We start from the raw sequence: 24,427 nt of genomic DNA, 5'->3' as shown, positions 1-24,427 counted from the left end.
TATGAATAAAGCACAAAAGCAGGTTGCACATGCACAACTAAATAGAGAAAAGCAGGCAATCAAAGAACTCAAACAGGTATATCAGCGGGCATTGAGAGATTGTGAGCAGAAGATAAGAGAGCTTTCAGAACGAACTGATATGGAGAATCTGCAGAGCATCATCTATCAGAAACAGTATCAGGAGGCTTTGAAAGCGCAGCTTGAGGGTGTTCTGAGTAACCTGCAGTCTAACTCATATGCAACTGTGTCTGACTACCTGACGAAGTGCTACAGAGACGGATACACAGGCGTCATGTATGACCTGCAAAAGACAGGTATTCCAATCATCATGCCGATAGATCAGGCGGCAGTTGTGAGAGCTATTCAGACGGACAGCAAGCTCAGTAAGTCGCTCTACGACAAAATGGGCGAGGATGTGACATACCTCAAGAAAGCGGTCAGAGCAGAGGTATCAAGAGGCATTGCAAATGGCTCAACGTGGAATGAGGTGGCTGGTAAGCTCTCAAGACACATGGCAAATACTCCATTTCAGAAGGCTTATAACAACTCTATCCGCATTGCGAGGACTGAAGGGCATCGTATACAGGTACAGTCAGCGCTGGACGCTATGTATATTGCAAAAAGCAAAGGGGCAGATGTATTGAAACAGTGGGATGCCACTCTTGACGGAGCAACGAGAGAACATCATCAGATGCTTGATGGACAGATCCGAGAAGTCGATGAGCCCTTTGAGGTTGGTGGTCGTAAGATTAAGGCTCCTGGAATGTTTGGAGATCCGGCGGAAGACTGTAACTGTCGTTGCTGTCTCTTACAGCGTGCCAGATGGGCGCTGGATGATGAAGAACTTGAGACACTGAGGGAGCGAGCGGAATACTTCGGGTTGGATAAGACAAAGGATTTTGAAGAGTACCAGACGAAGTATTTTAAGGTGTCGTGTGAGATTGAGCATGAAAAAGAACAAAGTAAACCAAAATATATTTATAAAGATACAGTTATTCATAAAAAAATAATAGAATCTCCGGATTACAGAAGAAAATTCAATCAAATATCAGATAGTGATAGGGTTAATAGAATCGCATGGCAGCGATCAAAAGAAATGTTAACTCATCGTTCGGGAACAAGATACGAGGATATTGCATTTGTTGACTATATGACTGGAAAATCTAAAATAAATAAGGAATATCATGAGGAAAGTACAGCAAAGCCAAATAAGGCAATGATGGAAATGTTAGCCAACAGCAGGCCAAATACAATCATAGCAATCCATAATCACCCGGGAAGTGGCGTGCCAAGCTTGGCAGATTTAATGGTTTGCCAAAAACGTGCTTATAAATTTGGACTAGTCGCATGCCACGACGGGAAGATATATAAATATTCAGTGGATAAAGAGAAATTTAATGCGCCAATAGCGTCATCTGCACTTGCTCAATTAGAGATAAAGGGGTATAATGACAATGTAAGAAGCATATTTGAAGATGCTGGAGTAAAAATGGAGGTGCTGTGATGGATAAAGAGATAGAATATCAGAGAATATGCGATAAACTCGGCTTTATTCCATCGGAATTTAAAACACCTGATTTTGAAACAGAGGATGATTCTTGGGTTAACCCTTTTTCAGCTTTGACAGTTGAAGAAAACGTTTTTTTGTATGAGAATGGATATTTAAAATAAATAATTAAAACATAATATTTAGCTAATTCAGACCATGATAAAAACATGGTCTTTTTTTATGCCCAAAATCGGCTTAAGGCGATAAAACTGTGACCGATAAATAACTCCGGCAAGAGTGATAACTGCCATGTGTGGCTACGTTTAAAACCAGAAAGGATGGAACAATGGAATTAAAGGAACTGTTAGGAGATGACCTGTATAAGCAGGTACAGGCGAAGATTGACGAGAAGAACAGCACAGAGACAGATAAGCTCAAGCATGTAAGATACACAGATCTGTCCGAGGGCAAGTACGTCAGCAAGGAGAAGTATGATTCAGAACTTGAGAAGCTCAACGGACTGATCACCGGCAAAGACACGGAGATTGGCAATGCAAATAAGCTCATTGAGGAGCTTAAGAAAGCTTCCAAGGGTGACGAGGGCATGCAGCAGAAGATATCAACTTATGAGACAGAGAATGCAAGGCTTCAGAAAGAGCTTGAGGAGACTAAGGTCAACTCAGCTATCAAGGTGGCTCTGCTTGAGGCTCATGCGGTTGATACTGATTATATGACCTATAAGATCAAGACAGCCCTCAAGGAGAAGAATGAGGAGCTTAAGCTTGATGATGAAGGTCATATCAAAGGTTGGGACAATATACTCACAGACTTAAAGACACAGTTCCCGGCTCAGTTCACAGCTTCATCCGGCTCAGATGATGGCAAGAGGAACATCATTGAGAATAAGCTGCCAGATGGGAATCAGGGCAATACGAATGCAGAACCTAAGGACCTGGCAGAGGCATTGAGACAGAAATATGAAGGGAACAATACCCAGTAATAAGTAGAAAGGAATGGTGAAAACTATGACAATGACATTAGAGGAAATCAAGAAGGGTATGAGTGATAAGGTATTCTCACAGATCGTGGATATCTTCCTCAGACAGTCAACAATACTTCAGATGCTCACATTTGATGACTGTGTATCAGCATCAGGTGGTGGCTCAACAATGAAGTACAAGTATCTCAGAAAGGTACTTCCAGCAACAGCAGAGTTCAGAAAGATAGGTGGCTCATATACTGCTTCAGCGGCTACTAAGCAGGAGTGCGAGGCTAATCTTGCAATCATGGGCGGAGCAGTTCAGATGGACAGAGTGCTCAACAGGGTAGCAGGTAACTTTGACAATATGGCATATCAGATAGAGGAGCATATCAAGGCAGTGGTAAACCTCTTCCACTATACACTGATCAATGGTGATGCAACTACAACAGCATCAACTGATCACCCTGAGTTCCAGGGACTTGATTCCATGCTTGCAGGAACCACGACAGAATACGGCACAGACAAGGCTATTGATCTGTCATCTATCACAGCAATCAAGTCTAATGCTGATGAGTTCTATGAGGCACTGAGCCTTCTTGTCAAGACCACAGATGCTGATGCGGTGCTCACTAACACAGAGATGATCACCAAGATTCAGACAGTGGCTCGTATCCTTGGATACAAGACAGAGAGTGAAGAGGCATTTGGAAAGCGTGTCACCACCATCGATGGTGTTAAGCTTGTTGATATGCAGGACTATTACACTGTAAGCGGCGGCTCTGCAACTACTGGCCATGTTGTCAAGAAGGGACTTTCAAGAACCATCGCAAAGGAGAGTTCGGCAACAACCGGTCTTACAGACGTCTATGCAGTCAAATTCGATGTTAATGATGGATTCCACGGAATCAGTCTGAATGGTGGTTCTGTAATCGATCAGTATCTTCCAAACTTCAACGAGCCTGGTACAGTCAAGGATGCCGAGGTTGAGATGATCGCAGCTACAGTCCTCAAGAATACACAGCATGCAGGTGTACTCAGAAATATCAAGATTGCATAAGGAAGGATGGGTGATTGAATATGGCAACAAAGGAAACGAAGACAGCAAATCAGACAAGCGAAGTTATTGAGCCTGTAGTGGCAGAGCCAAAGACAGAGAGTGAGCCTACAGGCTGGACAGTATCTGTTAATAATAGCGCTGCTTACTGTGGAATAGGCGCTGGTGGTGTCCAGTTCGCAAACGGAAAGGCAGAGATCACATCAAAGCGTATGGCAGATTGGTTCATGGAGCATGACGGATATACTGTTATCCCTAAGAAGTAAGGCGGTGGTCATATGATCATGACTGTCGAAGAGTTGAAAAAGTATGTAGACACCGATGAGAAAGATTCAGTGCTTGAGGCTAAGCTTCAGGCACTGGAACTCCTGATCAGAAAATATACAAATAATAATTTTCAGGACAGGAACAGGCGGTTTGTGGCTGCTGTGGACGCTGTGACAGGCTTTCAGTATGCATCTGAGCTGTTCAAGGTTGGCGACACTATACAGGTGTCAGAGTCACGCTACAACGATGGCTTGTACACCATCAAAGCTGTGGATATGGACAATGGACATATAGAGGTGAATGAGGAGCTTGTAAGCGAACCGGTCGCCATGGTGACAAAGATAGTATATCCGATGGATATCAAGCTGGGAGTTGCCAACATGCTTTCATGGGACCTGAACAACAGGGATAAGGTTGGTGTGCAGTCTGAGACTATCAGTAGGCACTCTGTGACCTATTTCAATATGGATGGTGATAATTCCCTCATGGGATATCCAAAGTCACTGCTTGGCTTTTTAAAGCCATACATGAAAGCGAGGTTTTGAGATGCGAGGAATAGGCGGAAATGCAGTTGCAGATATACAGGTTAAAAGCATAACCAGAAATGAGATAGGCGAACAGGAAGTCACATGGATATCTGAAGATACCTTGACCGGATGGCTTGACCTCTCAGGCGGTGACAGTAAGTACACAACATACAATGCCAAGGTGCAGGAATCCACGCATATGTTCGTGGCTGATTATAAACAGCTCAGTGACATGATCAAGGCTGAGAACAGCCGTATGGTGGTTAATGGCCAGGTATATGACATCATGCTGATAGATGATCCGATGGGGATGCATGAGCAGCTTGAGATATATCTGAAGTATACAGGAGGGCAGTAATGGGAAATGTGGAGTTCACAGACAACAGAATAAAGGTTGAGGCAGCTCTGAATGATGCTGTTATTGCATTCTTGTACGAGGCAGCCGGAGAGGTAGAGGCACAGACTAAGAGAGCACAGACGAGAGTAGACACAGGACAGACCAAAGGAGCATGGACTCATCATGTTGATGAAGATAAGGGCGAGGCTGTTATCGGTAATCCTCTTGAGAATGCTATCTGGGAAGAGTATGGAACAGGTGAATACGCACTGAAAGGTAATGGACGCAAAAACCCATGGGTCTATAAGGATGAGCGTGGCAACTGGCACACAACTCATGGTAAAAAACCTCTCAGACCTTTACAGAAAGCCTTTGACAAGACCAAGAGCAAGATTATCAAGCGACTTGGTTCTATTCTCAATCAGACATTCAGTGAGTAAGGCGGTGATGGCATGACAGGCGAGACATTATCATATATCAACAGTGTACTCAAAGATGAGCTTGAGATTCCATATGCATTCATGGAGTGGCAGGATGATCCACCAAAGGCATACTTTGTTGGTGATTACTCCGAGGGTGATACTCCTGAAGAGGATGGGTGTCAGGAAATAACATTCATCATAGATGGATTCACACGAGGCTCGTGGTTCAGCCTGGAGAAGTACAAGCAGAAGATAGAACAGAATATTGAACGAACGGCAATCCTTGCAAGTGGTGCGGGGGTTGCCGTTTCTTATGGGAATGCGTCACCAGTGCCAACAGGGGATGCAGACCTCAAACATATACAGATCAATTTAACAATCAAGGAATATAAGAATGGAAGGTGATTATAACATGGCAGATACATTAACTTTTGAAGAGTTCAAGTCATCAGGTATCACAAGCAAGACACCGAAGAACATTGTGTTTGGTGCTGGAACTATTCACAAAGGCTTGAAGTATGACGCATCAAAGAAGGCTTGGAACTTTGCAGAGTCTCTGATTGGTGCAACATCCGGCGGCACAAAGCTGTCAATCAAACCTGAGCTCAAGGATATAGAGGTTGATGGTGAGCTTGTTAAAGTTAAGGAGTTAACAGTTAAGACAGGCGAGACAGCACAGATGGATACAAACATGGTGGAGCTGTCGCCTGAGACGATCAAAATGGCTATTATCGGACAGAATGGCACATCAACAGCGGAAGGATACGATGTGATCGAATCCAAGGCAAGAATTGAAAAGGATGATTACATTGAGAACTTCGGATACATTGGAAGATTCTTAGATGGTCGTCCTGTTATCGTGATCTTTGACAATGCGCTCTGTACATCAGGCCTTGAGATAGAGGGCAAGAACAAGGAGAACGGCACATTTGCGCTGACAATGGAGTGCTATGCGGATCTGTCACCAGCAGCTGATACACTGCCATACCACATCTATTTGCCTACCGGCACGACAACGGAGCAGGCTCAGCAGTCTATAGATTCCAGTACGGAAGTAACAGGCTAATTGACATAGAAAAATAGAAAAGGAGAGATAATCATGGAAACAACCGAGATAAAAGAGAACAAAGATATAGAAGTAGTAGAGAATGATGAAGTAGTTGAAGAGGCAGAAGTAGTTGAAGATGCCGAGGCAACAGAAGATGTGCAGGAGATCAAACCATATACGCTTAGGAATCCCAAAGCAACAGATATAGCTTCATTCCTGAAGCTGTTCAGTAAGCTGGGAGTAAAGGACTTCAAAGATTCATTCAGCGACAATGGGTTCAAAGAGCTCATTGCAAAAGAACGTGAGAAGCTTGCTGGTGATGGCGAGGATGATGAGGACACATTGAAGTTCCTTGAGAATGTGGGTATTGGTCTTACATTCGAGCTTGCAGATGTGATCCTGATAAAGCTGTCAGACTGTCAGCGTGAGGTATTTGTCTGCCTGTCACACCTGTCAGGAATGACAGTGGATGAGGTAGCAGATCTTGACCTCTCTGTGTTCACACAGATGTTATGGGATGCAGTAACTCTTCCGGGCTTTGCGGATTTTATCAAGGTTGTTTCAAGATTGTACGAGAAGATACACTAGGCTATCTCAAGTTCATGGATCTGATATTTCACAGATATGCGGATCCGTACACTCTGCTTGATACGATGATAGACAATCAGAGCTTTGATGAGTTTGTATGTACGTTTGTGCGTCTGGACGATGATGATAAGCTCTGGGATATGTATATCCATAAGTGCTGGGAGAATATATCATTTAATGACTTCAAGGCAAGGCTGTATGGCACATCAGGTGGCAGTTCACAGCCGGCCAGATCAGGGGCATTTGAAAGCAGAGACGAACTTGAAGCAACCATAAAGGATTCTATGTCAATTATAGAGAATTTCATACCATAGGGGCACACAGAACGTGTGTCTCTATTTTTTATTATCGAGGAAAGGGGGTAGACCCTTTTGGAAGTATTTAAGATACTGGGAAGAATCGCAGTATCAAATGAGGATGCGAATGAGAAAATTGAAGAGACTGGCGACAAGGCAGAGAAGACAAGCAAAAAGATGAGTTCTGTGTTTGGCAATATCGGCAAGTTTGCGCTCAAGGCAGCAAAGGTAGCTGTTGTCGCAACAACGGCTATGGCCACTGGAATAGCTGGCATTACTGCTAAGGCTGTAAGCGAGTATGCGGACTACGAGCAACTTGTTGGTGGTGTTGAGACACTGTTCAAAGACAGCTCAGATAAGGTTGTTGAGTATGCAAATAATGCATATAAGACGGCGGGACTGTCGGCGAATGATTACATGGACACTGTAACGAGCTTTTCAGCGTCATTGCTCCAAGGCTTGGGCGGCGACACAGAAAAGGCGGCTGAAACTGCCAATTTGGCCATAACAGATATGGCTGATAATGCCAACAAGATGGGCACCAGTATGGAGATGATTCAGAACGCATATCAGGGTTTTGCTAAGCAAAACTACACGATGTTAGATAACCTCAAGCTTGGCTATGGTGGTACTGCATCCGAGATGGCAAGGCTTATCAATGACTCAGGTGTACTCGGTGACACCATGACCGTTACAGCAGATAATGTCAATAGTGTATCGTTTGATAAGATGATAGAGGCTATTCATGTTGTGCAGACTAACATGGATATAACAGGCACTACCGCAAAAGAAGCAGCCACGACAATACAGGGTTCCATCGGCATGATGAAGTCCGCATGGGCTAATCTGCTCATAGGTATGGCTGACCCATCTCAGGATATGGGAGTGCTGATGAACAACCTTGTTGATTCGGCTATGGCTGTAGCAGATAATCTTGTACCAAGGATAGCCGATACACTGCCGAGGGTGGTTACAGGTATATCAAGTCTTGCACAGAAGCTGGCACCATACATACCGCCTCTTATTGAGCAGTTACTGCCATCGTTGATACAGGGAGCGACATCGTTGTTGTCTGAGGTGGTCAATAATCTGCCCGGAATACTTGAGACATTACTGCCCGGCATAGGTGGGGAATTGGGACAGTCGATATCAACCGCTCTAAATTCTATTTTTAGCACCCTGACATCGATTTTACCATCGATTCTGCAGTTGGTTGGACCTGTGCTGACAACACTGACAACACTGCTTAATCTGCTTTTACCACCGATGATGCAGATTATTCAGGCGGTTTTACCGCCACTTACGAATCTGATCAATATGCTTTTGCCGCCGGTGACTCAGATTATTCAGTCTTTACTGCCTGTTTTGATGGCTATTTTGCAGCCTATACTTGAATTGTTACAGCCGTTTTTGGATATGTTGACACCGATTATCGACTTGGTAATGCAGGTAGTCACACCGCTGACAGATCTTATCAATATGATATTACCACCACTGGTGGAATTACTTTCGATGCTGATGGAAGATTACCTAAATGTGCTGCAACCAATCCTTGAATGGTATTGTAAGATGCTTTCAGGAACGCTTAAGTCTGCTATCAAGTTGATAGTTACAGCGATCAATAACTGTAAAGAATCATTTGCTGCAGCTTGGCGGGGAATCAAGAAGGCGTGGAACGCTGCACCAGAGTTCTTTAGTGGAATATGGTCAAGTATTAAGGGCACATTCTCTGCCGTAGGCACATGGTTCAGTGATATATTTGGCAAGGCTTGGGCTGGTATAAAGAATGTATTTTCACCGATGGTGAATTTCTTTAGCTCTACATGGCAGAAGATTAAGAATATATTTAGCAAGGTTGGAACAGCAATAGCGGACGGATTATCTGGTGCTGTGACATCAGCGGTCAATGCGATACTTAGTAAAGCTACAGGGATTATCAATGGCTTTATCCGGGCAATCAATTCGGCTATATCAGTCTTGAATAAGATCCCAAAGGTATCGATATCGAGAATAGATGAGCTTGACGCTCCGCAACTTGCTGAAGGTGGTGTGCTTAAGCGTGGTCAGGTTGGTATCCTTGAGGGTAATGGAGCTGAGGCTGTAGTGCCACTTGAGAAGAATACTGGCTGGATCAAGAAGGTAGCCGAGGATATGGCAGAGGCTACAGGTGGAGCAGTGACTGGTGATTCGGAATCACTGAAGGTACTTTATAAGATACTGGAGATTATAAGACACATAGATGACAACATGTATGAGTGGATACTGACAGCTCTTACAGAGGGTGTGAGATTGAAACTTGATGGCAGAGAGTTCGGAAGGATGGTGAGAAATGCTTGAACAGCTTAGATATGTGAATCACTTAGGTGAGACTATAGAGTTCGGGAAGAAGGGTATCTTTGCCAACTCAAACGATCTCAGAAACTACGAATATACATACGATAGCAGCAGGAACCGTGCCGAAAATTTCAGAACAGGGGTGGTCTCAAAGACCATCCCTGTTGTTATATCGGCAGAAAGTAAGAAGAAGTGTATCGATCTTAAGAATAGGCTGTATGAGGTCTGTGAGAAGGATATTATAGCAGAAAAGAAGGGAAGGATCTATATAGGAGATTACTATCTTGAATGCTATGTGTTTAGTTCAACAAAGAGCAATTATCTTGATGTGGCGACATCGATGAATCTGTCACTTAAAGTAGTAACAGATGGTGGCAGATGGATGAAGGAAGATTTCCACAACTATAAGCATGTGCCAGATGAGTTTATCGAAGGTAAAGGCTATGAGTATTGTTATGAATATGATTACAACTCAATTTCTGACAATATCAGTAAGCTTGAGGTGGATGACTTCAGAAAATGTGATTTTGTACTCAGCATACATAGTGGTGCTGTTAATCCAGTCATATATATTGATAATTATTACTACAGCGTTAGGTGTGTTGTTGGCGATGGAGATAAGATTGTTATTAATTCTGCAGAGCTTACGATAACTCTTGTGAAAGCAGATGGAACACAGGAAAACATGTTCAGATACAGGGACAAGCAAAGCGATGTGTTTGAAAAGATATCCCCCGGGAATCATCGTGTGATGTGGAATGGAAGCTTTGATTTTGATTTAAGTGTAATACATGAGAGAGGTGAACCAAAATGGACATAAGGTTGATATACACTGATGCAGACAGGGTAGAACAGGGATCTCTCAAGAACTTCAATATAGATGTGGATGTTGCAAAGGATAAGGATTTCGAGGTCACTGTAGCGCAGGATAACAACATCCTGCAAGGCGGTTCTTGGTGGTATATCAACAACACTGAGTACGGCGGAATAGTTGATAATGTCGGTGTGGTGACATCCGACAGAGAAATCAAATACACTGGCCGAAATCTCAGAGGAATCTTGTGTGACAAGATCATAGAGCCTCCGGCGGGGACGGATTACAAGATTGTATCAGGTGATGCAGTTACAGTGATCAATAAGCTCATTGAAGTGGCTGGACTTAGCAGCATATACAGAATGACAGGCGAATCATGGAATGTACAATCATTTCAGTTCAACAGATATGTGAGTCTCTATGATGGCATATGTGCGCTGTTGAGCACCCAGAACAGGGTTCTCAGGCTTGCGATTAAAGATGGATATGTGACTATGAGTAGTGCGGTGCCTTACGATTATACAGAGGATAAGGATTGTATGAGATCGGATATCAACTACAATATCACACAGGTCAAGAATGGATATAATCATCTTATCTGCCTTGGTCAAGGCGAGCTCAAAGACCGTCAGGTGCTGCACTTGTACGTTGATAAGGTGGGAAATATCACTGATACGCAGACATATAAAGGTTTGGAAGAACGCACAGCAATATATGATTATAGTTCGGCAGCAAATATTGATGAGCTTAGAACAGGCGGTATAGCAAGAATACAGGAGCTTAATGTGGACAGCTTAGATATGACACTCCCAGATATGTCAATGCAGATAGGCGATATCACAGGTGGCACAGAGAAAATCACAGGAGCAACAGTAAAAAAGCAGATAACAAATATCATAGCGAAGATAGATGATAACAGCATAGACATTGAATATTCAGTGTCATAGAAGAAAGGCGGATTTTATGAAGATAATAACAGGAAAAACAGGGAAACCACATGTAACGAGTGCAGATGATAGAGCCTTGCACAGAGCAGAATGGGATGGCGATGGATTTTTGTCGGTCTCCCAGCCACCAGTGCTGGTTAATTCAACGACACTTAGAGTATATCCGTGTGACATTATGTTCCAGGGGTGCCATGCTAGGGTTACAGGTACATATGAAGATCTTACTTTCCCTAGTGGAGAAACAGGTAAAAAGCGAATTGATATGCTTGTTGCAAGATACACGCTGTCAGAGGAAGGTCTTGAGGATATGTCATTGCTGATCTTGACAGGACAGTCTGTAGAATCCTCACAGGAGCCACAGTTACCTGTGTATGAAACTGGCATAATAGCCAATAATGTAAGTGTCGCCGACATGCCGCTTTACAAAATTGTACACGATGGAATAAATGCAAGTGGGCCGGTTGCGATTGCATCAACTTTCCCTCCACTTAGTAATAAATATACAAAAGAGGAGTCGGATTTAACTACAAAGAAAATCAATCAGGCGATATCGAAAGCTGAAAAAACAGCGGCAGAGGCTACTGCAAAGGCACAGTCTACTGCAGATACCGCAGCATCACAGGCTGAGGAAGCTACAGGTAGGGCCGAGGAAGCGCAGAAAACAGCAGATACCGCAGTGTCGAAAGCGGATAAGGCGCAGGGCACGGCAGATACCGCAAAAACAGATGCTGCTAATGCGCAAAGCTATGCGGAAAAAATTGCAACAAAAAGCCTTGTTATATCTGATATAGTAGGCGCAACAGCGACTATACCAGGAACTGACGCAGGAACGACACTTCAATATGCCGTTGATGTAGAGCTTCCAATAAATACGGGTAGAATATTAGTTATTCCTAAAAATATCCCTAGTGGTGTCACATACATGGGATATGAAGCTTCTTCAATGAATCAGACTACATATTCGATAACTGTAAAAGCAAAAAATACAAACAAAGCAGATTCAAATATAAGCTTAGTCGTTGTGGGAGTTGCAAGACCTAAGAATCTTATATAGGGGGGTTGAGCATGTATATAAATTTTGAAGCAATAATTCAGGCTGGGAAGGTACTTGGAGCTCTTGCATTGATAGGAGGGATACTCATATCAATATATAAATGGTATTCCAGGCAGAATGAACAGGATGTGGAGATTAAGAAGATGAAGGAAGAACAGTGTCTGCTTACATATGGTACACTTGCATGCCTGAAAGGTCTCAAGGAACTTGGATGTAACGGGCCAGTCACAGAAGCAATCGACAAGATGGAAAAGCATTTGAATAAAGCAGCACATGATCAGGAATAGGAAGGAGATATAATCATGGATAAGTTAGCAATATTATTATTAGTTGTTGCAGTAATTTGCACATTGATCACAGTTATCACAGAGTTTACAAAAGAGGTTGGAATACTGAAGAAGATTCCAACCTCTTTTCAGGTGCTTATGACAAGTCTCATCATATGTGAGATATGCTTGTTTGTAGCATTATCATATTTCGATATTCGGCTGCTATGGTATTACCCTGTAGCTGTATTCTTTGGTGCTTTTATTATTGCATTCATCTGTACCAGAGGATGGGACTATCTGATCGAAATATTTAAGCGATTTTACAGAGGCGGAGATATGGAGAGAAAGGAGCGTGATGGTAAATGAATGGAATAGACATCAGCGCATGGCAGGGGGATGCCGGAATAGACCTCGGTAAGATAGCGTATGACTTTTGTATCGTGAAAGCGACAGAGGGAACAGACTACAAGAACAGATACTTTGCAGCGCATTGCGATAAAGTTTTGAGTAGAAAAAAACTTCTGGGAGTATACCACTATGCAAATGGCGGAGATCCACAGAAAGAAGCTGACCACTTCCTTGCGTATGTAAAGAAGTACATCGGCAAGGCGGTACTTGTTCTGGATTGGGAAGCCAAGAACAACAATCTGTTTGGTGTCAAGGATCTGGAATGGTGCTTACAGTGGTGCAGCTACGTACAGAAAAAGACAGGCATTAAGCCGCTTATCTACGTGCAGAAGAGTGCCATGGACGCAGTAAAGAAAGCTGGATATGGCCTGTGGGTCGCTCAGTACCCTGATTACGAGTGGACGGGATATCAGGAGCATCCATGGAATGAAGGTCGATACGAATGTGATATCAGACAGTACACATCCGTTGGTAAGCTCTCAGGTTACAGTGGCAGCCTTGATCTCAACAAGGCTTATATCAGTGCGGCGAGCTGGAATAAGCTGGCAGGCAAGGCTAAGAAGACATCAGCATCTACAACAAAGAAGAGCATCAACACACTGGCTAAAGAGGTGCTTGCGGGCAACTGGGGCAATGGTGCTGATCGCAAGAGCAGATTGACAAAGGCTGGATATGACTATAGCAAGGTTCAGGCAGCAGTCAACAAACTTGTCAAGGCAGCACAGATGACACAGGATAAGATCATCAATGCAGTTGCTCATGAAGTCATAGCCGGAAAGTGGGGAAATGGTCAGGAGCGTGTTGACCGCCTCAAGGCGGCAGGTTATGATCCTGATAAGATTCAGAAGAGAGTAAATGAACTCATGCAATAGCCTGATTTAGGGGCAAAAAAGGGGCAAAAAGTTGATTTGTCATGATATTGTCATGAATAATGGAAGTGTAAAAACGTAGGAATTAAGCCACTTTTGAGCATATGTGAGCATATATAAAAACATAGTGATTTTAAACCACAGGTTTACTTTTAACCTGTGGTTTATTTGTGTTATAGTATCTGTAGATTCCTTCTGACATATTTTATTATTAGTGTTCGGGATATTGACCCAGTTATAAGACTATTGGAGATATTGGTAGTCAGATAGTTTATAGCATTTACAATGGGAGGTATCATTTATGACACAGAACAATTTTCCAATGATCGACCTTTGCGCAACAGGCAAGAGGATCAAAGAAGTGAGAGAGCAGAAAGGAATCACCGTAAAAGCATTGCAGGCATTTCTCGGGTTCAATGAACCTGTATCGATCTACAAGTGGCAGAGGGGCGAATGCCTTCCTACATTTGACAACATGTATGCAATGGCCTGCCTATTCGGGGTAGGAATTGACGACCTTCTGGTGGGAAACCGCCAGGAGGTTGTTTTTGTTTGCGCGCCATGGGCGCGCTCTAACGGGTGTCATTTATCTCTGGGGACGGAGGTGGCGGGCACCTCCGTCCCCATTAAATGTTTGATTAATGTTGGTAGTATGTTACAAATATATCTATATGTAAGTATAAACCTGAGCTGATCTGGGACCGGAATAATGTGCGTGAAATGGGGGGGTTCGGTATGAAGAATGTAAGCAAGAGGCACTATATACTGACACTGATAGTGAGTTTTGTGGCGATTGTGGTACTGTCGTTGTGTACGATCATGACATTTTATAGAAAATCGGTGAATGATACCCTGTCTTTGGCGGCAGAGACAGTTAAGCAGGAGCAGGAATATGTGAATTCCTACCTGAACCGAGCCGTGGATGCGGTGGAAGTTACGAAGATCACTGTGGAGCATATGATGAGAGAAGGCCGGTCGGGGCAGGATATACTGAACTTTCTCACGAATGAATCGGATTATTATCTCCAGGATATAGATGCGGCGTTCACAGGTGTATATGGCGTTATAAACGGCGAATACCTGGATGGCATAGGCTGGGTTCCCGGCGATGATTATGTGCCTCAGGAGCGCGCATGGTATAAGGCAGCAGTGGCGGCAGACGGCCAGCCAACCCTGGGCCAGCCGTACATCGATGCGCAGACAGGAGATATTCTGATGTCAGTCAGCCAGTTACTCTACGATGGCGAGAGTGTAATATCTCTGGATGTAACACTGGATCCAATACAGTCAGAGACGGAAAATATCAAATTAAATGGTCAGGGATATGCATTCGTCTGCGACAAGTCAGGATTGGTGATAACCCACTCGGACAAGAGAGAGGTAGGCCAGAACTACACTCAGGGAGAAATGTCTGTACTCATGAAGGGGATAGCGAACAATGACGGCGAACCGTTTCAAACAGTTGTTAATGATAAGAAGGTGACAGTTTTCAGCTATTCCATAGTAGATGAATGGTATGTGGTTATGGTTATTACGAATGAGAAGCTGTACCATGGAATAAGAAAACTGATAGGCCACGATATAGGCGTTGGAATAGTTCTATACATAATTATAGTGTTCTTCTGTACCAGATCCAAGAATAGTACGGATGCGATCATGAGCCGGCTCGATGAGACAAATAACGAACTCACAGACTTGAATAATATGGTCATGCAGGCATTTGCCAAGACGATAGATGCAAAGGACAAATACACAAAAGGTCATTCTGTGCGAGTCGCCAGATACAGCCGTGAGCTGGTGAAACGGATGGGCGGCACGATCAAGGAGCAGGACGATATATATCAGATAGCACTGCTCCATGACATGGGCAAGATACGTATTCCTGACAACATAATCAACAAGCCGGGAAGACTTACAGATGAAGAATTCTCCATGATAAAGCTTCACTGTGTAAATGGATACCATATTCTCAAGAATATAAATGCATTTCCGGACCTGGCGGTGGGCGCGAAGTATCACCACGAGAGATACGATGGAACAGGATATCCAAGTGGGCTCAAGGGAGAAAATATACCAAGGTGTGCAAGGATTATAGCGGTGGCAGACAGCTATGATGCCATGACATCCAACCGAAGTTACAGATACGCCCTGCCGCAGAAGATAGTGCGCGATGAGATGGAGAAGGGCAAGGGCAGTCAGTTCGATCCGGACATTGCAGAAGTCATGCTCAGGATGATAGACGAGGATGAAGACTACCACATGAGACAAGCCGAGAAGATGGTAAGCAATATCCTTGTTGTAGATGACGAGAAGATAAATATCAGACTTATAGAGAATATCTGCAAAAATGAGCCTCTCTACAAGGTTATTGCGGCAGAGAGCGGAAAGCAGGCCATAGACATAGTGGGAAATCAGCAGATAGACCTGATATTGCTCGACATCGAGATGCCAGACATGGATGGATTCCAGACGCTGGAAGAGATACGCAAGATCACAGACGTACCGGTCATATTCGTAACAGCTTATAAGGATTATAAGCTGATAGAGAGAGCGAGACAGATGGGGGTTGAGGATTATATTACGAAGCCGTTTCTTCCAATAGTATTCCTTGAGACCTTGTACGGAGTTATCGGTTAAATACAGATGGGGGGGACGACTTTGGAAAAGAAGCTGGTGAGGGATGTGTTGGATTTAGACGTTATGGGAAAACAGGATTCAGACACATCCTGTAAAGAAGTTAACATTGACCATGAGAAGGGTCTTACATACTGCGGGGGCAGTGAAAGCTTTTTGAAGGAAATAATTTCAATGTACGCAGCTGACGACAAGCGCACAGAGATACAGAAGGCTTTTGATGAAAAAGATTGGGACGGCTACAGGATATTGATACATACGGTAAAAAGTACATCCAGAACGATCGGAGCCATGGAGCTGGGCGATGAGGCGCAGGAGCTGGAGAATGCGGTTAAAGAATTTGATGTGGATATGATCTGCAAGATGCATGAGAGTGTGATGGCTTCTTACTCGGCTGTACTTGACTGGTGCCGTGTGACAACCGCTCAGTAGGTCCGATATTTTCACAAGACGATAGAATGTAGAACATAGTGCACATATGCAATATTGCAATATGCACAAAAACAGATTACTAATACATGAATACTTGTCATTTTCCCATATAATAATACGTCATTATGATATACAATATTGTATTATTTGAAAAATGGGGGAGACCAGGCATTTGTTAAGCAGACAGATCCATCAGCCATAAAGTAGAATGATGTGATATCATTTTATTCATCGGATCCGGCTCTTTCTGGTGCGGTAAATACACATAGAGTTGTCTCGATAGAGACGGATGGTAATAATTATAGGTATATTACAAAGGGCGACGCCAATAATGTGGTGGATCGTTATGATGTGGACTCAAGAGATCTGCTTGGCAAGGTGGTGTGGTCATCACTCATACTTGGCAAGATAGTGAGACTTGTGTCCAACCCTCTTATATTTGTACCCATAATTCTTGTTCCGCTTGCCATTATACTCATAGCCAACCTAGTAAAGACTGTATCCTATGCAAGAAAGATAGCAAAGGATGAGGAGGAAGCAGCTATAAAAGAGGCGATCCAGTATATAAGAGAGAAGAATCTCAGAGAAACAGGTGACACGACAGAATCCAATGAGAATTCAGAGAGAAAGTCGGAATAGTGGGTCTATAGAAAAAAGCACACAAGATTTTGAGATCTTGTGTGCTTTTTTGATATTCGCAAAGAAAAGTGAAAATGTTCCATTCCTTTGCGAGTAAAAGCTGCTGAAGCAAGTCCTGGTATGTGTCGATAATCAAAAATTACAGCGAATTCACCCTGCCCATGAACAGGATCATTCCTGTGCTCTGATCTTCAATCACATACACAAATGGCTTGTCCACAATAAAGTTATATGTTTCCTCACTTGGCATCATTGCTGTTTCCTTGATCATGATGTCTGTCTCTGCTGCAGCCTTGGTTCCGTTCTCGTCCACGATCACCTTTGCTTTGTGGTTGACTGATGAAACGGCTATGCCATCGGCGATCTTGGAGAAGTCAGCACTCTCCGAATATGCCGACTGGATTCCCATGTTTTTCAGAATGTCGTCAAGACCGTCGATACTCTGCTCATCTGTGAATTTTGGGAGCTGGAGGGTATCGATCTCTACGTTGCTGGCATCATCCAGAGAGTCGATGAGTTTCTGTTTTTCTTCGTTGCTTAGTTTGTCAAAGAGTTCATTTATGTCTCCGTCATCGGCGGTTGGCATGAACACCTTCATGACAACATTGTCGCCGTCGTATGGAAGTGTGATTCCCTTGATCTCGCCGTTGTCCATGTATGCGAAGTGCTCACCGTAGAGATGCATCATATCAACAACGCTTTCTTTGTCGGTTCCGTAGAAGCTGCTCTGAAAAGTTTTATCCTCGGTAAAAGGAGTGTACCATTTTCCTTCGAAATAAACTGCGTTTATGAGCATCATCACTGTTCCGCCAGGAATCTCCTTTAAGATTTCAGGGATCATCTTGTTGGTGTTGTCACTCACCCAGTTGTTGACATTTTGAACAACCTTGTCTGCCTGACCATCGAAGTCGGCCTCGTAGATTTCACCGGAGTAATAATCCTTGGCAGGTGTAAGAAAGTCGGAATTTATATTGGCCGCCCAAGTCGTTCCCTTGTTCATCCATACTGAATTTGCTGTGTTGACAAATGTATTCTGAGACCAGTCTTTTGACAGATATGCCTTCATCTCATCGTTCCACTCATCAAGGTCTGTTATGCCGAGAGCGTTTTCTAGCTCATTTTTTGTTGTACCGCCGGCACCTACATCCAGCATGGACAGTGCACTTGCAATGCTGTAAGGTGAGTAAAATATGTTCTTGTCAGCTGGAAGTGCAGAATACATATTCATAGAGAATTCATTGATTCCGTTCTTTAGCTGGTCAAATGATGTTATATCCGTTTTGACCGAAGTCACAGTGATGTTGTCAGTGAGGGAAGTGACCGACGAATCAGTTTTGGTGTGACCGGGATTATTCCCCGGTGTATTTGTGCCGCAGCCGGCAAGACCTGCACACATACAGGCGCTGAGTAGTAAAGCTGTCATTCGTTTTTTCATAGTTGAAACCTCCTTATTGTAAAGCCCATCGTATCGTCCCGATGATTTATTGTAACTGGTATATCATTAACTCTCAATATATATACGAGTATCAAGAGTTTTTTTATGGTCTTTAAAAAATTTTTTTTATAAGATTCGTGAGGCAGTGAACAATGAACTTGGAAAATGTACGGATTAGATATATATTAGACACAGAGGCTTAATCAGCTTCTATAATCAGTTTTCATACGGAGGAAATACGATGGCACTTATAAATGGAGATGATAGGGTTGACAAAGGAAGAATGGTACGCCCGGCTTTTTGAGCGCCTGGGAAGGTCGAAATTTCGCAGTGGATTTCATTTGACACAGAAAGATATCGACTATATAAATGAAAAGGGGCTGGATACCATAAGACAGCATGCGCGGGATTTCATAGCACAGAGGGAAGCTCCGGCGTTCATACCAAATGACGGAAAGCAGACTCCCATGCGGGGACATCCTGTGTTTGTGGCACAGCATGCCACGGCTGCATGCTGCCGGGAATGCATACGTAAGTGGCATACATTTGCTCCGGGAGTGGAGCTTGGCCCAAGACAGCAGGAGTATCTGGTGGATGTTATCATGACCTGGATAGTGAGGGAGCTTGAAGCAGCCGGGGATAAAGGTCGGTCCGGGGATAAAATAATTTTATACCAGCGGTGTAATGACAAATAATTATATTTGTGGTAGAGTACAGTTTAGGTGGTCAAATAAAAGAAGAAAATCAGGACACACCAATAAAAAATGACTTAGGAAAAGGAACCCGGAAGGGTAGTCAGGAAAGGAAAGAATCATGTTAAGTATAGTTTTCGCTAAATACACAACACGAGAGTTTAATAGTGATGTGGCAGGGAATATTTTGCATACAGATGATAAGCTGCGTGAACATATATACTCATATGGTACAGGGCGAGAGCGTACGGAACATGATCATACAAATATGCTGACCTGAATGATCTTGGCAAATACATAACAGATCAGATAGGTTTCGATAGACTGAGATCAGCCAGATCTATCAGCATTTATAGATTGGAATCATGATGTACGAAAAAGCGTCCATCCATGTGAGTATTATAGAAGTATTCATGTGGATGGGCGTTTTTTGCGTGTTTTTGAACTCGTCTTTGTGAAGAAGAAATCTGTCACAATTGTAGCAATGCAGATGAGATGAGAATTTTGGGAGGGAAGTATTATGTGTAATGTACCAACAATTGACATGACAGGAACAGGCAGAAATATTGTGAAGCTTAGACAGAATGCAGGTTTTTCTGTAAAGGATCTGCAGGATATATTTGGATTTGCCACTCCAAATGCGATATACAAGTGGCAGAAGGGTATGGCTATGCCAACCGTAGACAACCTGATCATTCTGGCCGCCATCTTTGGTGTAACAGTGGATGATATCATTGCAGTAAACATCTGCTCGACAGTTGGAATCAGTGCGTAGCATAAAAATTTACATATTCATGTATATAAAGGCGGACAGCGGTAACTACGTTGCCCGCCTCTTTTATATCCTGTATGGGGTTAGGCACCTCCGTCCCCAGGGGGACACTGTATGGGGCAGGTACCTCCGTCCCCAGGGGGGAGAAAATTGGGGGTTGACTTGGAGTGAGCTCCAAGTGATATATTCAATGTAACATATAGGTATTGTGTGAGTGCATATAGCTATAAATAGAAAGGTTTTCTTGAAATTAGGAAAGAGGTGGCAATATGACTATCAAAGAAGTAAGTGAAAAGTTTGATATCACCGCTGATACGCTCAGGTATTACGAGAGAGTCGGGCTTATCCCTCCTGTCGCTAGAAATGCTAGTGGCAACAGGGATTATCAGGAAAAAGATGTCGATTGGGTTGAACACACTGTATGCATGAGAAATGCTGGTGTTCCGATAGAGGCGCTTATTGAATATGTAAAACTCTTCCAGATGGGAGATGCTACATTTGGCGCGAGGCTGGATCTCCTTGAGGAGCAGTATGAGAAGCTTGAGGAGCAGAGAAAACAGATCGAAGCCACCATGGATAGATTACATTACAAGATATCCAAATATGAGGAGGCCGTGAAGACCGGCAAGCTTGTATGGGACAGGAAAATTACCGATGGCGAATGCACTATGTAAAAACAGGAGGATAAAGAAAAAATGTATATTGAAAATATCAACGGACCACAGGATGTAAAGAAACTGACAGTAGACGAGATGGGAACACTTGCAGACGAGATGAGACATGCACTTCTCATCAGAGCTAGCAAACACGGCGGACATTTTGGACCAAACTTTGGTATGGTTGAGGCAGCCATAGCACTTCACTATGTATTTGAATCACCAAAGGATAAGATTGTGTATGACGTGTCACACCAGAGCTATCCGCACAAGATGCTTACTGGAAGAAAGGATGCATACCTCTATGAGGAGAACTATGATGATGTGACTGGTTACAGCAACCCGCATGAGAGCGAGCACGACTTCTTCACGGTTGGACATACTTCAACATCCATCAGTCTGGCTGCAGGCCTTGCAAAGGCAAGGGATCTCCAGGGGGCAGAGGGCAATGTGATAGCGGTGATAGGCGATGGCTCCCTGTCAGGAGGAGAGGCCCTTGAAGGCTTGGACTACGCTAAAGAACTGGATGGCAACCTTATCATAGTTGTAAATGACAACGATATGTCCATAGCCGAGAACCACGGAGGACTCTATACAAATCTCAAATTACTCAGAGACACTAATGGAACAGCAGAGTGCAATCTGTTCCGCGCCATGGGACTTGATTATTATTACGTGCATGAAGGCAATGATGTGGCAGCCCTCATAGACACATTCCAGAAGGTAAAAGATTCAAAGAAGCCTGTTGTGGTCCACATCAGAACCCTCAAGGGAAAGGGTTATGCCCCAGCTGAGGAGCACAAGGAGCAGTGGCACTACAGCGGACCATTTGACATAGAGGCAGGAAGATCATTATTTGAAGGTGACGAGGAGGACTACTCAAGCGTGTCCTGTGATTACCTGCTTGACAAGATGAAGAAGGATCCAAAGGTCGTTGCCATCACAGCGGGAACACCGACGGTTATAGGATTTACAGAGGATAAGAGACGTGAGGCCGGAAAGCAGTTTGTCGACGTGGGAATCGCAGAGGAGACAGCGGTGGCACTTGCGTCGGGAATTGCAGCAGGCGGCGGAAAACCAGTGTTCGGTGTGTACAGCTCATTTGTGCAGAGAACATTTGACCAGATATCCCAGGATCTCTGTATCAACAACAATGCAGCCACTATAGTGACATTTGCAGGATCTGTATATGGAATGAATGATGTGACACATCTGGGATTTCAGGATATCCCTATGCTTTCAAATATCCCGAATCTTGTATATCTTGCTCCGACAACAAAGGAAGAGTATATTGTTATGCTTGACTGGAGCATAGAGCAGAATGAGCATCCTGTGGCCATCAAGCTCCCAGGCGGTGCAATGGTAAGTGGAAGCCCTGTGACGAAGAACTTTGGAGATCTGAATAAATATGAGGTGACACAGAAGGGAAGCAAGGTTGCCCTACTCGGCCTTGGAACCTTCTACAGTCTGGCAAACGCTGCAGCAGACGAGATGAAGAGTGAGTTTGGAATAGATGCCACTGTCATCAATCCTTACTATATCACAGGTCTCGATGAGGAACTTCTTGAAAACCTCAAGGCAGAACACTCAGTTGTCATCACTATTGAAGATGGTATACTGGACGGCGGATTCGGTGAGAAGATTGCAAGATTCTACGGTGATTCAGATATGAAGGTGCTGAATTATGGTCTCAAGAAGGAATTCCTTGACAGGTACGATGTCGAAGAGGTTCTTAAGGATAATCGTCTTGATGCAGAGATGATCGTAGAGGACGTTAAGGGCCTTTTGTAAAGAGTATGATTATCTATGATAGATATGTTTATGTGAATAATTTATTAGTAGAAATATAGAACAGACATAAAATGCCCCATATAATTCTGAAATTATTTATTTCTGAATTTATATGGGGATATTTTATTTGAATGTCTGATCATGATATGATGCCAAGTTCTGTCAGAATGGATATAGCACCTTCGGCGTTTGCTATACTCTGCACTGTTTTTTCAAAGAATGAGCATCTTAATGCAATCTTAATACAGCACACCGGATCATTACACCGTTTTTTTATATTTCATAATATACTCTTTATAAACAAACAAAAACAGGAGAAGTATATATGTCTGAAATTACACATAGAAAAAAGCGACTGTCATCCTTTAAGCTGATCGTTTTGGGCTTTGCCGGGGTTATTCTGATCGGAGCACTGATATTGATGCTGCCGTTTTCATCGACTGCCGGAGTTGTTACGCCGTTTCACGAGGCGCTGTTCACATCGACCTCGGCCGTTTGCGTTACGGGGCTGGTCGTGCAGGATACGGGCAGTTATTGGTCCGCTTTCGGGCAGACGGTAATACTGCTGATGATCCAGATAGGCGGGCTCGGTGTTGTGACAGTTGCGGCATTTTTCGCCATGCTGTCTGGCAGAAAAATATCGCTGATGCAGCGCAGTACCATGCAGGACGCCATCTCTGCCCCGAAGGTCGGCGGGATCGTCCGCCTGACCCGCTTTATTGTACGGGGAACTTTTTTGATCGAGCTTATCGGAATGATCGTCATGCTGCCGACATTTTGCGGAAACTTCGGTATCAAGGGAATTTGGATGGCGGCATTTCATTCGATTTCCGCCTTTTGCAACGCCGGCTTTGACATACTCGGCACCGCAGAAAACAAATACCCGTCTCTTACGGGATACATCGGAGAGCCTACAATAAACATTGCAATTATGCTTTTAATTATTGTGGGCGGTATTGGATTTTTGACCTGGGACGATATTTGCACAAACAAGTGGCATTTCAAAAAATACCGGATGCAGAGCAAGGTCATATTGGTAACAACGGCAATCCTCATTATCGCTCCCGCAGTATTCTTTTTCTTCTGCGATTTTACGGGACTGCCGCTCGCCGAAAGGATTCTTGCGTCGCTTTTTCAGTCTGTCACACCGAGAACCGCCGGTTTCAATACCGCCGATCTTCCCGCTATGACCGGTTCCTCCAAGGCAATTATGATTCTGCTGATGCTCGTCGGCGGATCGCCCGGCTCCACGGCAGGCGGTATGAAAACGACCACGCTTGCCGTTCTGATTCTGAGTGCATTCTCCGTCTGTTGCAAAAAGGACGATGTCGAAGTCTGCGGCAGGCGCATTGACGGTTCGGCAGTGAAAAACGCCGCAGCCGTTGCCGTAATGTATTTCCTGCTGTTTTTTGTCGGCGGCATTGTTATCAGCACGGCAGAAGGTCTGCCGCTTAGCACCTGCCTTTACGAAACGGCGTCCGCTGTCGGAACGGTCGGGCTTACCCTTGGGATCACACCGCAGCTCGGTGTTCTTTCTCAGCTTATTTTGATCGTCTTGATGTATCTCGGCAGAGTCGGCGGACTTACCCTGATTTATGCGGCGATCTCCAATAAAAATCAGAGCGGTGCAAAGCTGCCGCTCGAAAATATCACAGTCGGATAAAGGAGTTA

The 24,427-nt window shown here is 43.9% G+C and carries 29 protein-coding genes; 28 read left to right on the top strand and 1 reads right to left on the bottom strand.

The genetic code is table 11. The features are described from left to right. Window position 1: 1 nt before the first annotated feature. The 23 genes from DWX57_RS05245 (at window position 2) to DWX57_RS05140 (ending at window position 17,410) form a co-directional block, all read left to right on the top strand. Complete coding sequence (locus tag DWX57_RS05245) at window positions 2-1,504, top strand: phage minor head protein (protein WP_120123172.1); 1,503 nt, start codon at window positions 2-4, stop codon at window positions 1,502-1,504. Beyond that, window positions 1,504-1,671, top strand: coding sequence for a hypothetical protein (locus tag DWX57_RS14060; RefSeq protein WP_158576516.1), 168 nt, complete (start codon window positions 1,504-1,506; stop codon window positions 1,669-1,671). The genes DWX57_RS05245 and DWX57_RS14060 overlap by 1 nt, the downstream gene beginning before the upstream one ends. Window positions 1,672-1,835: 164 nt before the next feature. After that, on the top strand, window positions 1,836-2,489 hold the full coding sequence (locus DWX57_RS05240; RefSeq protein WP_120123171.1) for a phage scaffolding protein: 654 nt from the start codon (window positions 1,836-1,838) through the stop codon (window positions 2,487-2,489). Window positions 2,490-2,514: 25 nt separating this feature from the next. Continuing rightward, a complete protein-coding gene (locus DWX57_RS05235) occupies window positions 2,515-3,528 on the top strand; it encodes a major capsid protein (protein ID WP_120000292.1) in 1,014 nt (337 codons plus the stop codon). A gap of 20 nt (window positions 3,529-3,548) precedes the next feature. Continuing rightward, window positions 3,549-3,791, top strand: a complete 243-nt coding sequence (locus DWX57_RS05230) for a hypothetical protein (RefSeq protein WP_133300875.1) — start codon at window positions 3,549-3,551, stop codon at window positions 3,789-3,791. Window positions 3,792-3,803: 12 nt separating this feature from the next. After that, the gene (locus DWX57_RS05225; RefSeq protein WP_120123169.1) at window positions 3,804-4,337 is read left to right on the top strand and encodes a phage gp6-like head-tail connector protein; all 534 of its coding nucleotides are present in this window, start codon (window positions 3,804-3,806) and stop codon (window positions 4,335-4,337) included. A gap of 1 nt (window position 4,338) precedes the next feature. Next, window positions 4,339-4,677 (top strand): phage head completion protein, encoded by a 339-nt coding sequence (locus DWX57_RS05220; protein ID WP_118649406.1) that lies wholly within the window; start codon window positions 4,339-4,341, stop codon window positions 4,675-4,677. After that, entirely contained in the window at window positions 4,677-5,096 is a 420-nt protein-coding gene (locus tag DWX57_RS05215; RefSeq protein WP_120123168.1) for an HK97 gp10 family phage protein, read from the top strand. The genes DWX57_RS05220 and DWX57_RS05215 overlap by 1 nt, the downstream gene beginning before the upstream one ends. A 12-nt stretch (window positions 5,097-5,108) precedes the next feature. Next, window positions 5,109-5,483 (top strand): hypothetical protein, encoded by a 375-nt coding sequence (locus DWX57_RS05210; protein WP_118649404.1) that lies wholly within the window; start codon window positions 5,109-5,111, stop codon window positions 5,481-5,483. Between the two features lie 7 nt (window positions 5,484-5,490). Next, entirely contained in the window at window positions 5,491-6,144 is a 654-nt protein-coding gene (locus tag DWX57_RS05205; protein ID WP_133300874.1) for a hypothetical protein, read from the top strand. 33 nt (window positions 6,145-6,177) lie between these two features. Further along, complete coding sequence (locus tag DWX57_RS05200) at window positions 6,178-6,714, top strand: hypothetical protein (RefSeq protein ID WP_120123166.1); 537 nt, start codon at window positions 6,178-6,180, stop codon at window positions 6,712-6,714. Between the two features lie 14 nt (window positions 6,715-6,728). Further along, window positions 6,729-7,028 carry a hypothetical protein gene (locus DWX57_RS05195; RefSeq protein WP_120123165.1) on the top strand — a complete coding sequence of 100 codons (300 nt, stop codon included), beginning with the start codon at window positions 6,729-6,731 and terminating at the stop codon, window positions 7,026-7,028. A gap of 57 nt (window positions 7,029-7,085) precedes the next feature. After that, on the top strand, window positions 7,086-9,347 hold the full coding sequence (locus DWX57_RS05190) for a phage tail protein (RefSeq protein WP_120123164.1): 2,262 nt from the start codon (window positions 7,086-7,088) through the stop codon (window positions 9,345-9,347). Next, window positions 9,340-10,164 carry a hypothetical protein gene (locus DWX57_RS05185; protein ID WP_120123163.1) on the top strand — a complete coding sequence of 275 codons (825 nt, stop codon included), beginning with the start codon at window positions 9,340-9,342 and terminating at the stop codon, window positions 10,162-10,164. The genes DWX57_RS05190 and DWX57_RS05185 overlap by 8 nt, the downstream gene beginning before the upstream one ends. Next, on the top strand, window positions 10,155-11,105 hold the full coding sequence (locus DWX57_RS05180; RefSeq protein ID WP_118649398.1) for a hypothetical protein: 951 nt from the start codon (window positions 10,155-10,157) through the stop codon (window positions 11,103-11,105). The genes DWX57_RS05185 and DWX57_RS05180 overlap by 10 nt, the downstream gene beginning before the upstream one ends. Before the next feature lie 16 nt (window positions 11,106-11,121). Then, window positions 11,122-12,159, top strand: coding sequence for a hypothetical protein (locus DWX57_RS05175; protein ID WP_118649397.1), 1,038 nt, complete (start codon window positions 11,122-11,124; stop codon window positions 12,157-12,159). A gap of 11 nt (window positions 12,160-12,170) precedes the next feature. Continuing rightward, window positions 12,171-12,446, top strand: a complete 276-nt coding sequence (locus tag DWX57_RS05170) for a branched-chain amino acid ABC transporter permease (protein WP_118649396.1) — start codon at window positions 12,171-12,173, stop codon at window positions 12,444-12,446. Window positions 12,447-12,461: 15 nt separating this feature from the next. Further along, on the top strand, window positions 12,462-12,794 hold the full coding sequence (locus DWX57_RS05165) for a hypothetical protein (protein ID WP_118649395.1): 333 nt from the start codon (window positions 12,462-12,464) through the stop codon (window positions 12,792-12,794). Next, window positions 12,791-13,708: a GH25 family lysozyme gene (locus DWX57_RS05160; protein ID WP_118649394.1), complete on the top strand. Its 918-nt coding sequence runs from the start codon at window positions 12,791-12,793 to the stop codon at window positions 13,706-13,708. Before DWX57_RS05165 ends, DWX57_RS05160 begins: the two co-directional genes overlap by 4 nt. A 298-nt stretch (window positions 13,709-14,006) precedes the next feature. Continuing rightward, complete coding sequence (locus tag DWX57_RS05155; RefSeq protein WP_243106172.1) at window positions 14,007-14,399, top strand: helix-turn-helix domain-containing protein; 393 nt, start codon at window positions 14,007-14,009, stop codon at window positions 14,397-14,399. Between the two features lie 41 nt (window positions 14,400-14,440). Further along, window positions 14,441-16,342 (top strand): HD domain-containing phosphohydrolase, encoded by a 1,902-nt coding sequence (locus tag DWX57_RS05150; RefSeq protein ID WP_120123162.1) that lies wholly within the window; start codon window positions 14,441-14,443, stop codon window positions 16,340-16,342. 21 nt (window positions 16,343-16,363) lie between these two features. Then, the gene (locus tag DWX57_RS05145; protein ID WP_158547589.1) at window positions 16,364-16,771 is read left to right on the top strand and encodes an Hpt domain-containing protein; all 408 of its coding nucleotides are present in this window, start codon (window positions 16,364-16,366) and stop codon (window positions 16,769-16,771) included. Window positions 16,772-16,984: 213 nt separating this feature from the next. Next, window positions 16,985-17,410: a hypothetical protein gene (locus tag DWX57_RS05140; protein WP_117549536.1), complete on the top strand. Its 426-nt coding sequence runs from the start codon at window positions 16,985-16,987 to the stop codon at window positions 17,408-17,410. 139 nt (window positions 17,411-17,549) lie between these two features. Here DWX57_RS05140 and DWX57_RS05135 read toward each other — a convergent pair whose 3' ends face one another. Then, on the bottom strand, window positions 17,550-18,845 hold the full coding sequence (locus tag DWX57_RS05135) for a serpin family protein (protein WP_117549534.1): 1,296 nt from the start codon (window positions 18,843-18,845) through the stop codon (window positions 17,550-17,552). A 269-nt stretch (window positions 18,846-19,114) separates the two neighbouring features. Between DWX57_RS05135 and DWX57_RS05130 the strand changes: the two genes are divergently transcribed. From DWX57_RS05130 to DWX57_RS05110, 5 genes are all read left to right on the top strand, one after another. Then, complete coding sequence (locus DWX57_RS05130) at window positions 19,115-19,540, top strand: DUF4186 domain-containing protein (RefSeq protein ID WP_117550526.1); 426 nt, start codon at window positions 19,115-19,117, stop codon at window positions 19,538-19,540. 517 nt (window positions 19,541-20,057) lie between these two features. Then, window positions 20,058-20,312 (top strand): helix-turn-helix domain-containing protein, encoded by a 255-nt coding sequence (locus DWX57_RS05125; protein ID WP_015534224.1) that lies wholly within the window; start codon window positions 20,058-20,060, stop codon window positions 20,310-20,312. 266 nt (window positions 20,313-20,578) lie between these two features. Continuing rightward, window positions 20,579-20,983 (top strand): MerR family transcriptional regulator, encoded by a 405-nt coding sequence (locus DWX57_RS05120; RefSeq protein WP_120123161.1) that lies wholly within the window; start codon window positions 20,579-20,581, stop codon window positions 20,981-20,983. Window positions 20,984-21,004: 21 nt separating this feature from the next. After that, on the top strand, window positions 21,005-22,756 hold the full coding sequence (locus tag DWX57_RS05115) for a 1-deoxy-D-xylulose-5-phosphate synthase (RefSeq protein ID WP_120123160.1): 1,752 nt from the start codon (window positions 21,005-21,007) through the stop codon (window positions 22,754-22,756). A 325-nt stretch (window positions 22,757-23,081) separates the two neighbouring features. Further along, a complete protein-coding gene (locus tag DWX57_RS05110) occupies window positions 23,082-24,419 on the top strand; it encodes a TrkH family potassium uptake protein (RefSeq protein WP_117549526.1) in 1,338 nt (445 codons plus the stop codon). The last annotated feature ends 8 nt before the right edge of the window (window positions 24,420-24,427 follow it).

Source organism: Coprococcus sp. AF19-8AC, from assembly GCF_003603115.1.
In the GTDB taxonomy this organism is placed as follows: Bacteria; Bacillota; Clostridia; order Lachnospirales; family Lachnospiraceae; genus Coprococcus; species Coprococcus aceti.
Note: the sequence above shows the minus strand (reverse complement) of the source record. Positions and strands in the feature narration are given on the sequence as shown.

Bases quoted from the DNA above. Each gene is read 5' to 3' on its own strand.
- DWX57_RS05245 (WP_120123172.1), top strand. From the start codon at position 2: ATGAATAAAGCACAAAAGCAGGTTGCACATGCACAACTAAATAGAGAA.
- DWX57_RS14060 (WP_158576516.1), top strand. From the start codon at position 1,504: ATGGATAAAGAGATAGAATATCAGAGAATATGCGATAAACTCGGCTTT.
- DWX57_RS05240 (WP_120123171.1), top strand. From the start codon at position 1,836: ATGGAATTAAAGGAACTGTTAGGAGATGACCTGTATAAGCAGGTACAG.
- DWX57_RS05235 (WP_120000292.1), top strand. From the start codon at position 2,515: ATGACAATGACATTAGAGGAAATCAAGAAGGGTATGAGTGATAAGGTA.
- DWX57_RS05230 (WP_133300875.1), top strand. From the start codon at position 3,549: ATGGCAACAAAGGAAACGAAGACAGCAAATCAGACAAGCGAAGTTATT.
- DWX57_RS05225 (WP_120123169.1), top strand. From the start codon at position 3,804: ATGATCATGACTGTCGAAGAGTTGAAAAAGTATGTAGACACCGATGAG.
- DWX57_RS05220 (WP_118649406.1), top strand. From the start codon at position 4,339: ATGCGAGGAATAGGCGGAAATGCAGTTGCAGATATACAGGTTAAAAGC.
- DWX57_RS05215 (WP_120123168.1), top strand. From the start codon at position 4,677: ATGGGAAATGTGGAGTTCACAGACAACAGAATAAAGGTTGAGGCAGCT.
- DWX57_RS05210 (WP_118649404.1), top strand. From the start codon at position 5,109: ATGACAGGCGAGACATTATCATATATCAACAGTGTACTCAAAGATGAG.
- DWX57_RS05205 (WP_133300874.1), top strand. From the start codon at position 5,491: ATGGCAGATACATTAACTTTTGAAGAGTTCAAGTCATCAGGTATCACA.
- DWX57_RS05200 (WP_120123166.1), top strand. From the start codon at position 6,178: ATGGAAACAACCGAGATAAAAGAGAACAAAGATATAGAAGTAGTAGAG.
- DWX57_RS05195 (WP_120123165.1), top strand. From the start codon at position 6,729: ATGGATCTGATATTTCACAGATATGCGGATCCGTACACTCTGCTTGAT.
- DWX57_RS05185 (WP_120123163.1), top strand. From the start codon at position 9,340: ATGCTTGAACAGCTTAGATATGTGAATCACTTAGGTGAGACTATAGAG.
- DWX57_RS05180 (WP_118649398.1), top strand. From the start codon at position 10,155: ATGGACATAAGGTTGATATACACTGATGCAGACAGGGTAGAACAGGGA.
- DWX57_RS05175 (WP_118649397.1), top strand. From the start codon at position 11,122: ATGAAGATAATAACAGGAAAAACAGGGAAACCACATGTAACGAGTGCA.
- DWX57_RS05170 (WP_118649396.1), top strand. From the start codon at position 12,171: ATGTATATAAATTTTGAAGCAATAATTCAGGCTGGGAAGGTACTTGGA.
- DWX57_RS05165 (WP_118649395.1), top strand. From the start codon at position 12,462: ATGGATAAGTTAGCAATATTATTATTAGTTGTTGCAGTAATTTGCACA.
- DWX57_RS05160 (WP_118649394.1), top strand. From the start codon at position 12,791: ATGAATGGAATAGACATCAGCGCATGGCAGGGGGATGCCGGAATAGAC.
- DWX57_RS05155 (WP_243106172.1), top strand. From the start codon at position 14,007: ATGACACAGAACAATTTTCCAATGATCGACCTTTGCGCAACAGGCAAG.
- DWX57_RS05150 (WP_120123162.1), top strand. From the start codon at position 14,441: ATGAAGAATGTAAGCAAGAGGCACTATATACTGACACTGATAGTGAGT.
- DWX57_RS05135 (WP_117549534.1), bottom strand. From the start codon at position 18,845: ATGAAAAAACGAATGACAGCTTTACTACTCAGCGCCTGTATGTGTGCA.
- DWX57_RS05125 (WP_015534224.1), top strand. From the start codon at position 20,058: ATGTGTAATGTACCAACAATTGACATGACAGGAACAGGCAGAAATATT.
- DWX57_RS05120 (WP_120123161.1), top strand. From the start codon at position 20,579: ATGACTATCAAAGAAGTAAGTGAAAAGTTTGATATCACCGCTGATACG.
- DWX57_RS05115 (WP_120123160.1), top strand. From the start codon at position 21,005: ATGTATATTGAAAATATCAACGGACCACAGGATGTAAAGAAACTGACA.
- DWX57_RS05110 (WP_117549526.1), top strand. From the start codon at position 23,082: ATGTCTGAAATTACACATAGAAAAAAGCGACTGTCATCCTTTAAGCTG.